Source organism: Piscinibacter sp. PDB5-1 (genome assembly GCF_056676035.1).
Genome location: NZ_JBWVZL010000004.1, coordinates 212,190 through 224,391 on the forward strand (window position 1 = coordinate 212,190; position 12,202 = coordinate 224,391).

Sequence of the window (12,202 nt, forward strand, 5' to 3'; positions counted from 1 at the left end):
CTATGTGACCGACCCGGCAACGCCGCATGACGGGCTTCCGGCACGTCAGTTCTTCTCCAACTCGATGTCGATACCGAGGGATCGAATTTCCTTGACCAGTACGTTGAACGACTCCGGCATGCCGGCTTCGATCGCGTGTTCGCCCTTGACGATGTTCTCGTACACCTTGGTGCGGCCGTTCACGTCGTCGGACTTCACGGTCAGCATTTCCTGCAGCACGTAGGACGCGCCGTAGGCTTCGAGCGCCCACACTTCCATCTCACCGAAGCGCTGGCCACCGAACTGCGCCTTGCCGCCCAGCGGTTGCTGCGTGACGAGCGAGTACGGGCCGGTCGAGCGGGCGTGCATCTTGTCGTCCACCAAGTGGTGCAGCTTCAGCACGTGCATGTAGCCGACGGTGACCGGACGCTCGAAGGCGTCGCCGGTGCGGCCGTCGTGCAGCGTGGCCTGGGTGCGCGTGTCGGTCAGGCCCTTGGCCTTCGCGATGTCGTCCGGGTAGGCCAGCTTCAGCATCGAGCGGATTTCTTCTTCCTTGGCGCCATCGAACACCGGCGTCGCGAACGGCACGCCCTTGCTCAGGTTGGCGGCCATCTCGAGGATGTCGGCATCGCTCAGGTGGTCCAGGCGCTCGGTCTTGCCGCCCGACTTGTTGTACAGCTCGTCGAGGAACTTGCGCAGCTCGGCCACCTTGGCCTGTTGCTGCAGCATGTCGCCGATGCGCTGGCCAATGCCCTTGCCGGCCCAGCCCAGGTGAACTTCGAGCACCTGCCCGACGTTCATCCGCGAAGGCACGCCCAGCGGGTTCAGCACGATGTCCACCGGCGTGCCGTCGGCCATGTAGGGCATGTCTTCGACCGGGTTGATCTTCGAGACCACGCCCTTGTTGCCGTGACGGCCGGCCATCTTGTCGCCCGGTTGCAGGCGGCGCTTGACGGCCAGGTACACCTTGACCATCTTCAGCACGCCCGCCGGCAGCTCGTCGCCTTGCGTGAGCTTCTTGCGCTTTTCTTCGAACGCGAGGTCGAAGCTGTGGCGCGTCTGCTCCAGCGAGTTCTTGATCGATTCGAGCTGCAGCGCGATGGTTTCATCGGCCGGGCGGATGTCGAACCAGTGGTACTTCTCGACCGAGTCGAGGTACGCCTTGTCGATGGCCGTGCCCTTGGCGATCTTCTGTGGGCCGCCGTTGGCGACCTTGCCGATCAGCAGCTTCTCGATCCGGTCGAACGCGTCGGCTTCGACGATGCGCAGCTGGTCGTTCAGGTCGAGGCGGTAGCGCTTCAGCTCGTCGTCGATGATCTGCTGGGCGCGCTTGTCGCGCACGATGCCTTCACGGGTGAAGACCTGCACGTCGATGACGGTGCCGCTGGTGCCTTGATCGACACGCAGCGACGTGTCCTTCACGTCCGACGCCTTCTCGCCGAAGATGGCGCGCAGCAGCTTTTCTTCCGGCGTCAGCGTGGTCTCGCCCTTCGGCGTGACCTTGCCCACCAGCGTGTCGCCGGCGTTGACTTCGGCACCCACGTAGACGATGCCCGACTCGTCGAGGCGAGCCAGTTGCTGCTCGCTCAGGTTCGGGATGTCGCGGGTGATTTCTTCGGCGCCCAGCTTCGTGTCGCGCGCCATGACCACCAGTTCCTCGATGTGGATCGAGGTGTAGCGGTCGTCGGCGATGACGCGTTCGCTGATCAGGATCGAGTCTTCGAAGTTGTAGCCGTTCCAGGGCATGAACGCGACCAGCATGTTCTGGCCCAGAGCCAGCTCACCGATGTCGGTCGAGGCGCCGTCGGCAATGATGTCCTCGGCTTCGACCTTGTCGCCGCGCTTGACGATCGGGCGCTGGTGGATGTTCGTGTTCTGGTTCGAACGCTGGTACTTGATCAGGTTGTAGATGTCGACGCCGACTTCACCCGCCACCGTTTCCGTGTCGTTGACACGGATCACTATGCGGTTGGTGTCGACGTAGTCCACCACGCCACCGCGGCGAGCCGCGACGACGGTGCCCGAGTCTTTGGCAGCCACGCGCTCGACGCCGGTACCGACCAGCGCCTTTTCGGGGCGCAGCGTCGGCACGGCTTGGCGCTGCATGTTGGCGCCCATCAGTGCGCGGTTCGCGTCGTCGTGCTCCAGGAAGGGCACGAGCGAAGCCGCGACCGACACGATCTGCGCTGGGGCCACGTCCATGTACTGGATGCGTTCCGGCGAGGTCAGCACCGATTCGCCCTTTTCACGGGCCGAGACCAGCTCGTCGATCAGCTTGCCGTCGGCGTCCAGCGTCGCGTTCGCCTGGGCGATCACGTACTTGCCTTCTTCGATGGCCGACAGGTAGTCGATCTGGTCGGTCACCTTGCCATCGGCCACGCGGCGGTACGGCGTTTCGAGGAAGCCGTACTCGTTGAGCTGAGCAAACAGCGCCAGCGAGTTGATCAGGCCGATGTTCGGGCCTTCCGGCGTTTCGATCGGGCACACGCGGCCGTAGTGGGTCGGGTGCACGTCGCGGACTTCGAAACCGGCGCGCTCGCGGGTCAGACCGCCCGGACCCAGAGCCGAGACACGACGCTTGTGCGTGATCTCGGACAGCGGGTTGGTCTGGTCCATGAACTGCGACAGCTGCGAGGCACCGAAGAACTCCTTCAACGCGGCCGAGATCGGCTTCGAGTTGATGAGGTCGTGCGGCATCAGCGCTTCGGTCTCGGCCTGGCCGAGACGTTCTTTCACGGCCTTCTCGATGCGGGCGAGGCCCGAGCGGTACTGGTTTTCGGCCAGTTCGCCCACGCAACGCACACGACGGTTGCCCAAGTGGTCGATGTCGTCCACTTCGCCACGGCCGTTACGCAGCTCAACGAGGATCTTCACCACGTCGAGGATGTCGTCGTTCGACAACGTCATCGGGCCTTCCGGCACGTCGCGGCCCACGCGGGCGTTGAACTTCATGCGGCCGACGCGCGACAGGTCGTAGGTGTCCGGGTTGTAGAACAGGCGGTTGAACAGCGCCTCGACCGCGTCTTCGGTCGGCGGCTCGCCGGGGCGCATCATGCGGTAGATGGCGACGCGTGCGGCCAGCTGGTCGGCCGTTTCATCGGCAGCCAGGGTCTGCGAGATGTAGGCGCCTTCGTCCAGCTCGTTGGTGTACAGGGCCTGCACTTCCTTGACGCCGGCCGAGCGCAGCTTCTTCAGCAACGCTTCGGTCAGCTCGTCGTTGGCCTTGGCAATGATCTCGCCGGTGTCGGCATCGACCATGTTGCGAGCAACCACGCGGCCCACCAGGTAGTCCTCGGGCACGCTGATGAACTGCGTCTCGCTCTGTTCGATCTGGCGCACGTGGCGCGCCGTGATGCGTTTGTCCTTCTCGACGATGACGTTGCCGTTCTTGTCGGTGATGTCGAAACGGGCGACTTCACCGCGCAGGCGGTCGGCGACGAATTCGAGCTGCGCGCCCGAGTCCATCAGGCGGAAGTTGTCGAACACGAAGAAGTTCGCGAGGATCGATTCCGGGTTCAGGCCGATGGCCTTCAGCAGGATCGTCACCGGCATCTTGCGGCGGCGGTCCACGCGGAAGTACAGGATGTCCTTCGGGTCGAACTCGAAGTCGAGCCACGAGCCGCGGTACGGAATGATCCGCGCCGAGAACAGCAGCTTGCCCGACGAGTGCGTCTTGCCCTTGTCGTGCTCGAAGAACACGCCCGGCGAACGGTGCAGCTGAGACACGATCACGCGCTCGGTGCCGTTGACGATGAAGGAGCCGTAGTCGGTCATCAGGGGCACTTCGCCCATGTAGACCTCTTGTTCCTTGATTTCCTTGACCGTCTTCGCCTGCGGCGACTCGCGGTCATAGATGATCATCTGCAACTTGGCGCGCACGGCAGCGGCGTAGGTCAGGCCACGCTGCTGGCACTCCCGCGTGTCGAACGCGGGCTTCGCCATGTTGAACTCGATGAACTTCATCTCGACAAACCCGTTGTGCGACACGATCGGGAACGCGGAGAGGAAGGCAGCCTGGAGGCCCTCGGGTTTTCGCTTTTGAGGCGGTACGTCCTTCTGCAGGAAGGCAACGTACGACTCCTTCTGCATCGTCAGCAGGTAAGGAACGTTGAGGACACTCTCACGCTTGCCGAAGCTCTTGCGGATACGCTTGCGCTCGGTGTAGCTGTACGGGGTTGTTTGCTGCGCCATAGGTGATTTCTCACTCCATCTCAGGCAGCGCGGCCGGGCCCAGGCCTTCGCTACCGTCGGCGACTGTCATTCGAACGTTGCGTTCGAAGTCTGGTGGTTGGCCACTACCAACCGCTGGCGGACAACCTCGGCGTTGCACCGAGGCCCGACCAAACCCGGTTCTTTGCAGTCGGATCAAAGAACACTTGGAAGAACCCGACATTGTCGATGGGGGCTCTTCCAGGTGCTCTCGGGAAGCGGGATAACCCCACCACCCGAAGAAACCCACCTGTTCGACACCGCGAATGCACGCGGCTTGAAACGCAAAAGGCTGGTCCGAAAACCAGCCCCGCGCGGAGGGCCGAAAAGCCGCCGGAGCGGCCTTCGGTCCAGCCGAATTACTTGACTTCGGCCTTGGCGCCGGCTTCGACCAGCTTCTTGACAGCGGCTTCGGCGTCGGCCTTGGGCACAGCTTCCTTGACGGGCTTCGGAGCGCCGTCCACCAGGTCCTTGGCTTCCTTCAGGCCCAAGCCCGTCAGTTCGCGCACGGCCTTGATGACCGACACCTTGTTGGCGCCGGCTTCGAGCAGCATCACGTTGAATTCGGTCTTCTCTTCAGCGGCCGGGGCAGCGGCACCACCGCCAGCCGACGGAGCGGCGACAGCAGCGGCCGACACGCCGAACTTCTCTTCGATGGCCTTGACCAGGTCGTTGAGTTCGAGAACGGTCATGGAGTCCAGCGAGGACAGGAAAGCGTCTTTATCGAATGCCATTTTGGGTTCCTAGATACAGATAAGAGGTTGGAATGTCGTCGTCAGATCAGGCGGCAGCTTCGGCCGCGGGCGCTTCTTCAGCACCGGCGGCGGGGCCACCCTTGGCTGCGGCCACCGCGCCAACAACGCGTGCGAAACGCGCGATGGGCGACTGCAGCAGGCCGGCGATCTGGGTCAGCAGCACTTCGCGCGAAGGGATCGATGCCAGCGCTTTCACGCCGTCGGCATTCAATGCCTTGCCGCCGAAGGCGCCAGCCTTGACGATCAGCTTGTCATTGCTCTTGGCAAAGTCAGAGATGACTTTGGCCGCGGCAATGGCGTCTTCCGAAAAACCATAGATCAGCGGGCCGACCATGCTTTCCGAGGCCACTTCGAACGGCGTGCCGGCGACGGCACGGCGAGCCAGGGTGTTCTTCAAAACATGAAGGTACACGCCCTTTTCGCGAGCCTGCTTGCGCAGGTCGTTCAGGTGAGCCACGGTGAGGCCACGGTATTCAGCCAGCGCCAACGTCTGCGAGCGAGCCGCCTGGGCCGCCACATCCGTCACCACGGTTGCTTTCTCGTTGCGATTGAGACTCAAGGTCTACTCCTCACACTACGTGCCGTTTGCGAAACCTTCCCTTGAGAAGGCGCCACGCCCGGCACACCACGATTTCAGCGACCTCTGTCCAGGAACCAAAATTCCTTGCAGCGGGACCGCCATCTGCGCGGGCTTCGGATGTCGGCTTGCGCCTCGTCCTCGATTAAGCGGTTCGTCCCCGAGAGGAGAGCCGCACCTGCGGTCTTGGATGACCTGAGACGACTTGCGCCGCCTCAGCCCACCAAACTCATCAGGTCCGCGCCAGACTCGCGCGAACCCTCATCTTTCTCAGGCCGCGGCGGCCGCGGCGTTGATCGACGCCACGTCGACGCGGGCGCCGACGCCCATCGTGGACGAGATCGCGACCTTGCGCAGGTACACGCCCTTGCTGGTCGCCGGCTTGGCCTTGTTCAGGGCCTCGATCAGCGCGCGCAGGTTGCCCACCAGCTTGTCGTTGTCGAACGAGCGGCGGCCGATCGTGCCGTGCACGATGCCGGCCTTGTCCACGCGGAACTGCACCTGACCGGCCTTGGCGTTGCGCACGGCCTGGGCGACGTCGGGCGTCACGGTGCCGACCTTCGGGTTCGGCATCAGGCCGCGCGGGCCCAGGATCTGGCCCAGCGTACCGACGATGCGCATCGTGTCGGGCGAAGCGATCACCACGTCGAAGTCCATCTTGCCGGCCTTGACCTGTTCGGCCAGATCGTCCATGCCGACGATGTCGGCACCGGCGGCACGGGCTTCTTCAGCCTTGGCACCTTGCGCGAACACGGCAACACGCTTGGTCTTGCCAGTGCCATTGGGCAGCACGACGGCGCCACGCACGACCTGGTCCGACTTCTTGGCGTCGATGCCCAGCTGCACGGCCACGTCGATCGACTCGTCGAACTTGGCGGTGGCCAGTTCTTTCACGAGGGCGATGGCGTTGTCCAGCGGGTACAGCTTGGTCGTTTCGACCTTGCCCACGAGGGCTTTTTGTTTCTTGGTCAGCTTGGCCATGATGTCAAACCTCCGCGTTGACGCCCATCGAGCGGGCGGTGCCGGCGATGGTGCGAACCGCTGCGTCCATGTCGGCGGCGGTCAGGTCCTTGATCTTGATCTTGGCGATCTCTTCGAGCTGGGCGCGCGTGATCTTGCCGACCTTCTCGACGTGCGGCTTGCTGGAGCCCTTGTCGAGCTTGATCGCCTTCTTGATCAGCACGGTCGCCGGGGGCGACTTCAGAACGAAGGTGAACGACTTGTCTGCAAACGCGGTGATCACCACCGGCAGCATCAGACCAGGCTCCATGCCCTGCGTCTGGGCGTTGAACGCCTTGCAGAATTCCATGATGTTCAGTCCGCGCTGACCCAGCGCCGGACCGACCGGGGGCGACGGGTTCGCCTTGCCCGCCGGGATTTGCAGCTTGATGAAGCCGACAATCTTCTTGGCCATAACTTTCTCCTGAAGAGGTCACAACGCTTGCGCGCTCAACCCCTGAGTACCAACGCCAAGGACTGGTTACCTTGGCTCCTCGAACCGGTGTCTCGTCACCGGCAGCAACGGGTGAGGTTCGCGCCGGGCGTCGCCGCCCGTTGCCGGCCCTCACCGGGCCTGTGATTCATTCAGTTCGTCAGACTTTCTCGACCTGCGAGAAGTCGAGCTCGACCGGCGTGGCGCGGCCGAAGATCGTGACCGAGACGCGCACCTTCGACTTGTCGTAGTTGACGTCTTCGATGGCGCCGTTGAAGTCCGTGAACGGACCTTCCTTGACGCGCACCAGCTCGCCCACCGACCACTCGACCTTGGGCCGGGGCTTTTCGACGCCCTCCTGCATCTGGGTGACGATCTTCATCACCTCATGCTCGGAGATCGGCGAGGGGCGGTTCTTGGCGCCGCCCACGAAGCTCGTGACCTTGCTTGTGTGCTTCACCAGGTGCCAGGTGTCGTCGTCCATCTCCATCTCGACGAACACATAACCCGGGAAGAAGCGGCGCTCGGTCACGGCTTTCTTGCCGTTCTTGAGCTCGACGACTTCTTCCATCGGCACCAGGATGCGCCCGAACTTGGCCTGCATGCCCGAACGGTCGATGCGCTCGCGCAGGTTGCGCTCGACCGCCTTTTCCATGCCCGAATAGGCATGGACCACGTACCAACGTTTGTTGGACGGAACCGGCGCGGCGGCCTCGCCGCCTGCGCCGTCATTCGTCGCGATGTTGTCGCTCATGCCGTGCTCCTCAACGCTTCCAACCCAGGACCAGATCGAACAAGACCCATTCGAGCGTCTTGTCGGTGATCCACAGGAACAAGGCCATCACGACCACGAAGGCAAAGACGTACCCCGTCATTTGCATCGCTTCTTTGCGCGACGGCCACACGACCTTGCGCACTTCACGGGTCGAATCGCGGCCGAAAGCGATCAACTGCTTGCCGGACTCGGACACCAGGAAGACACCCACCGCCGCCGCCAGCAACACCAGCAGCGCGACCACGCGCAACCACAGGTCTTGCTTGCCCAGCACATAGAACGCTGCCACAGCCGCCACGACCAGCACGCCGGCCGCGGCGAGCTTCGCCTTGTCAGCCCCCGTGGAGACGGTTTCGACTTGAGGAGTGGACATTTCGTTTGCTTTTCAAAGACTTCGCAGCACGTCGCCGCATCAGGCACACCACAGAAAGCGGCGCATCTCTTAGCAGCAAAGCCCGCCGCGACTTTCATCGCTGTGCGGGCTGCTTCGGGGACCTGCCAGACCAGCCGACTACCGGGGTTTGGCAGGGGCAGTAGGAATCGAACCTACAACCTCTGGTTTTGGAGACCAGCGCTCTGCCAATTGAGCTATACCCCTGTGGTCATTTCAACTTACTCGAGGATCTTGGCGACGACGCCGGCGCCGACGGTGCGGCCACCTTCACGGATGGCGAAGCGCAGGCCTTCTTCCATGGCGATCGGGGCGATCAGCTTGACGGTGATGCTGACGTTGTCGCCGGGCATGACCATTTCCTTGTCCTTCGGCAGCTCGACCGCACCGGTCACGTCCGTCGTGCGGAAGTAGAACTGGGGGCGGTAGTTGTTGAAGAACGGGGTGTGGCGGCCGCCTTCTTCCTTGCTCAGCACGTACACCTCAGCCGTGAAGTGGGTGTGGGGCTTGATGGAGCCGGGCTTGCACAGCACTTGGCCGCGCTCGACGTCTTCACGCTTGGTGCCGCGCAGCAGGATGCCGACGTTGTCGCCTGCTTGACCTTGGTCGAGCAGCTTGCGGAACATTTCGACGCCGGTGCAGGTGGTCTTTTGCGTGGCACGGATGCCGACGATTTCGATTTCTTCGCCGACCTTGACGATGCCGCGCTCGATCCGGCCGGTCACGACGGTGCCGCGGCCCGAGATGGAGAACACGTCTTCGACGGGCATCAGGAAGGCGCCGTCCACCGCGCGCTCGGGCGTGGGGATGTAGCTGTCCAGGGCTTCGGCGAGCTTGAGGATCGCGCCTTCGCCGAGTTCGCCCTTGTCGCCTTCCATGGCGAGCTTGGCCGAGCCCTTGACGATGGGGGTGTCGTCGCCGGGGAAGTCGTACTTGCTGAGGAGCTCACGCACTTCCATTTCGACGAGCTCGAGCAGCTCGGCGTCGTCCACCATGTCGCACTTGTTCAGGAAGACGATGATGTAGGGCACGCCGACCTGGCGGGCCAGCAGGATGTGCTCACGGGTCTGGGGCATCGGGCCGTCGGCGGCCGAGCACACCAGGATGGCGCCGTCCATCTGGGCGGCACCGGTGATCATGTTCTTGACGTAGTCGGCGTGGCCAGGGCAGTCCACGTGGGCGTAGTGGCGGTTGGCCGTCTCGTATTCGACGTGCGCGGTGTTGATCGTGATGCCGCGGGCCTTTTCTTCGGGCGCTGCGTCGATCTGGTCGTAGGCCTTGGCCTCGCCGCCGAACTTCGTCGCCAGCACCGTCGTGATCGCCGCCGTCAGCGTCGTCTTGCCGTGGTCCACGTGACCAATCGTCCCCACGTTCACGTGCGGCTTGGTCCGTTCAAATTTGCCTTTTGCCATTTTTCGCGCTCCTAGCGATCGAGATTGACAGTGCAGTACAACTTGGTGCCCATAGCGCGGATCGAACGCGCGACCTCTCCCTTACCAAGGGAGTGCTCTACCACTGAGCCATATGGGCCAACCATTCTGGGTGCCGGATCGACACAGGCTTGGCGGCCGTTCAACACACCAACAACCATGCCTCTGGCGACCGACGCCATGGAGCGGGAGACGGGAATCGAACCCGCGTCATCAGCTTGGAAGGCTGGGGTTCTACCATTGAACTACTCCCGCCCGGGAGCCCCTTCGGCCCGCATCACCACGTGACACGCAACCTCCGGGAACACAACAAACCGCTCAAAAAAGTTTCGCTTGGTGGAGGAGGCTGGATTCGAACCAGCGTAGGCGTAAGCCAACAGATTTACAGTCTGCCCCCTTTAGCCACTCGGGCACCCCTCCGAAGCGAACTCGGGAGTATACAACACAGAAGCCGGGTGGCAATGACGGCGCTGTTCGAGCGATGTCCCGGCTCGCCACCGTCGAATAATCCGCCGCACCCAACCCGTCGAGGCCCCTGATGAAGAAGCTGCTTTCCACTTGCCTGCTGCTTGCCGTTCCGCTGCTGGGGAATGCCCAAACGCCCGACGGCGTGGGGGTGCGGCCCTTCCTCAACCTGGGGTTGACCGGCGGCGGCGATGCCTTTGATCGATTCCTGTACTCGGACGGCACGACGAAAAGCGTCAAGGCCGGCGCGCTGATCCACTTCGCGTTCGGGCTGGACCTGAACTTCGGCGGACCGTTCTCGGCGCAGGTCAACCTGGGCTACCACACCGACCACGCGAGCGGCAGCGACGGCAAATTCACGTTCGAGCGCTACCCCGTCGAGGTGCTGGGCATGTGGCGACTGAACGAGCAGGTGCGCCTGGGTGGCGGCTTGCGCTGGGCCCAGCGCGCCGAGATCGACAGCCGGGGCAGCCTGGGCGGCCGCAACGCCGAGTTCAAAAGCTCGACCGGCCTCGTGCTGGAGGGCGAGTACTTCATCAAGCCCAACCTCGGCCTGAAGCTGCGCTACGTGAACGAGAAGTACACAGACAAGGCGGCCCCGAACCGCGAGTTCAGCGGCAACCACCTCGGCGGCTTCGCCACGCTGTATTTCCGCTGAGCCGCGGCCGCCGCGCGGCGCTCAGGCGGCCCAGTCGATGGGCTGGCCGTGGGCTGTCAGAAAACGGTTCGCCGCGCCGAAGTGGCCGCAACCGATGAAGGGCACCGGCGGGCGCCGCGCCGACAAGGGGGACGGGTGATTCGCGCACAGCACCAGGTGCGGTGCGCCGGGCGGCGTCACCGACTCGATCAGGGGCGCGAAGCGCTGCGCGTGCGCGCCCCACAGCAGGTACACACAAGGCGCCGCGCGCGACGCCACGGCGCGTACCAGCGCTTCGGTCAGGGATTCCCAGCCGCGTTTGGCGTGGCTCGCCGCCTGGCCGTCCTCGACCGTGAGGCTGGTGTTCAACAGCAGCACGCCCTGCTCGGCCCACGGGGTCAGGTCGCCAGTGGCGGGCGCCGCGCCCAGGTCACGCAGCAGCTCGGCAAAGATGTTGCGCAGGCTCGGCGGCAGCCGCGTGCCGGCCGGCACCGAGAACGCCAGGCCATGTGCCTGGCCGGGACCGTGGTACGGGTCTTGGCCCAGGATCACGACCCGCACCTGCGCGAGCGGCGTCAGGTCGAGCGCGCGCAGCACCTCGGCCGGGTACACCGTCGCGCCGGCGGCCACGCGGCCCTCCACGAAGTCGATCAGCGCCCGGCCCACCGGCGAGGCGAGCCAGCCGTCGACCACCGCCCGCCAATCGGCCGGCAGGCGATCGAACTGCTTGGGCAACGGCTCGCGCAGCGACACCGTCAACGAAACAGGTCCGCCAGGGCCGCGCCGGGGTCGGCCGCGCGCATGAAGGCCTCGCCCACGAGGAAGGCGTGCACGTTCGCGTCGCGCATGCGCTTCACGTCGGCCGCACCGAGGATGCCGCTCTCGGTGACCAGCAGGCGGTCGGCGGGCACGTTCGGCAGCAGGCCGAGCGTGGTGTCGAGCGTGACCTCGAAGCTGCGCAGGTTGCGGTTGTTGATGCCGACCAGCGGCGTCTTCAGGCGCAGCGCGCGGTCGAGTTCGCGGCCATCGTGCACTTCCACCAGCACGGCCATGCCCAGCGCGTGCGCTTGCGCTTCGAGTTCGGCCATCTGGCCATCGTCGAGGCAGGCGGCGATCAGCAGGATGCAGTCGGCGCCCATCGCGCGGGCCTCGTCCACCTGGTAGGCATCGACCATGAAGTCTTTGCGCAGGATGGGCAGCGCGCAGGCTGCGCGGGCTTGCTCCAGGTACGCGGTGCCGCCCTGGAAGAACTGCGCATCGGTCAACACGCTCAGGCAGGCCGCGCCGTGGCGTTCGTAGCTCGCGGCGATTTCGGCCGGCACGAAGTGCTCGCGCAGCACGCCCTTGCTGGGGCTGGCCTTCTTCACCTCGGCGATGACGGCGGCCTGCTTCGCGGTGATCTTGGCGCGCAGGGCGCCGACGAAGTCGCGCGTGTCTTTGCGGCCTTCGGCGTCGCGCCGCACCGAAGCGGCGTCACGAAGCTTCTTCGCCGCCGCCACTTCTTCGTGCTTGACCGCAACGATCTTGTTCAGGATGTCGCTCATGACTGCCC

The 12,202-nt window shown here is 64.4% G+C and carries 11 protein-coding genes and 4 tRNA genes; 1 reads left to right on the forward strand and 14 read right to left on the reverse strand.

The window, feature by feature from the left end; genetic code table 11:
* Positions 1-45: 45 nt before the first annotated feature.
* The 12 genes from rpoB to AC1KAT_RS17260 all read right to left on the reverse strand — a co-directional run bounded on the left by rpoB (position 46) and on the right by AC1KAT_RS17260 (position 9,968).
* Positions 46-4,170 carry a DNA-directed RNA polymerase subunit beta gene (rpoB, locus tag AC1KAT_RS17205; protein ID WP_480328185.1) on the reverse strand — a complete coding sequence of 1,375 codons (4,125 nt, stop codon included), beginning with the start codon at positions 4,168-4,170 and terminating at the stop codon, positions 46-48.
* 377 nt (positions 4,171-4,547) lie between these two features.
* On the reverse strand, positions 4,548-4,922 hold the full coding sequence (gene rplL / locus AC1KAT_RS17210) for a 50S ribosomal protein L7/L12 (protein ID WP_480328187.1): 375 nt from the start codon (positions 4,920-4,922) through the stop codon (positions 4,548-4,550).
* Positions 4,923-4,968: 46 nt separating this feature from the next.
* Positions 4,969-5,502, reverse strand: coding sequence for a 50S ribosomal protein L10 (rplJ, locus tag AC1KAT_RS17215; RefSeq protein ID WP_480328188.1), 534 nt, complete (start codon positions 5,500-5,502; stop codon positions 4,969-4,971).
* 288 nt (positions 5,503-5,790) lie between these two features.
* Entirely contained in the window at positions 5,791-6,501 is a 711-nt protein-coding gene (gene rplA, locus AC1KAT_RS17220) for a 50S ribosomal protein L1 (protein ID WP_480328190.1), read from the reverse strand.
* A gap of 4 nt (positions 6,502-6,505) precedes the next feature.
* On the reverse strand, positions 6,506-6,934 hold the full coding sequence (gene rplK / locus AC1KAT_RS17225; protein ID WP_480328192.1) for a 50S ribosomal protein L11: 429 nt from the start codon (positions 6,932-6,934) through the stop codon (positions 6,506-6,508).
* Between the two features lie 178 nt (positions 6,935-7,112).
* Positions 7,113-7,706 (reverse strand): transcription termination/antitermination protein NusG, encoded by a 594-nt coding sequence (nusG, locus tag AC1KAT_RS17230; RefSeq protein ID WP_480328194.1) that lies wholly within the window; start codon positions 7,704-7,706, stop codon positions 7,113-7,115.
* A gap of 10 nt (positions 7,707-7,716) precedes the next feature.
* A complete protein-coding gene (gene secE / locus AC1KAT_RS17235) occupies positions 7,717-8,100 on the reverse strand; it encodes a preprotein translocase subunit SecE (protein ID WP_480328196.1) in 384 nt (127 codons plus the stop codon).
* A 149-nt stretch (positions 8,101-8,249) separates the two neighbouring features.
* Positions 8,250-8,325: transfer RNA gene (locus AC1KAT_RS17240), tRNA-Trp, on the reverse strand.
* 14 nt (positions 8,326-8,339) lie between these two features.
* Positions 8,340-9,530: an elongation factor Tu gene (gene tuf, locus AC1KAT_RS17245; protein ID WP_480328118.1), complete on the reverse strand. Its 1,191-nt coding sequence runs from the start codon at positions 9,528-9,530 to the stop codon at positions 8,340-8,342.
* A 43-nt stretch (positions 9,531-9,573) separates the two neighbouring features.
* A tRNA-Thr gene (locus AC1KAT_RS17250) sits at positions 9,574-9,648 on the reverse strand.
* Between the two features lie 81 nt (positions 9,649-9,729).
* Positions 9,730-9,803 (reverse strand) — tRNA-Gly (locus AC1KAT_RS17255).
* A gap of 79 nt (positions 9,804-9,882) precedes the next feature.
* Positions 9,883-9,968: transfer RNA gene (locus AC1KAT_RS17260), tRNA-Tyr, on the reverse strand.
* A 118-nt stretch (positions 9,969-10,086) separates the two neighbouring features.
* Here AC1KAT_RS17260 and AC1KAT_RS17265 point away from each other — a divergent pair.
* Positions 10,087-10,671, forward strand: a complete 585-nt coding sequence (locus AC1KAT_RS17265; RefSeq protein ID WP_480328198.1) for an outer membrane beta-barrel protein — start codon at positions 10,087-10,089, stop codon at positions 10,669-10,671.
* Positions 10,672-10,692: 21 nt separating this feature from the next.
* On the opposite strand, the gene AC1KAT_RS17270 is transcribed toward AC1KAT_RS17265, so the two are convergent.
* Together AC1KAT_RS17270 and trpC are read right to left on the reverse strand one after the other, a co-directional pair.
* On the reverse strand, positions 10,693-11,409 hold the full coding sequence (locus AC1KAT_RS17270) for a uracil-DNA glycosylase (RefSeq protein ID WP_480328200.1): 717 nt from the start codon (positions 11,407-11,409) through the stop codon (positions 10,693-10,695).
* Positions 11,406-12,194 carry an indole-3-glycerol phosphate synthase TrpC gene (gene trpC, locus AC1KAT_RS17275; protein WP_480328202.1) on the reverse strand — a complete coding sequence of 263 codons (789 nt, stop codon included), beginning with the start codon at positions 12,192-12,194 and terminating at the stop codon, positions 11,406-11,408. The genes AC1KAT_RS17270 and trpC overlap by 4 nt, the downstream gene beginning before the upstream one ends.
* Between the last annotated feature and the right edge of the window lie 8 nt (positions 12,195-12,202).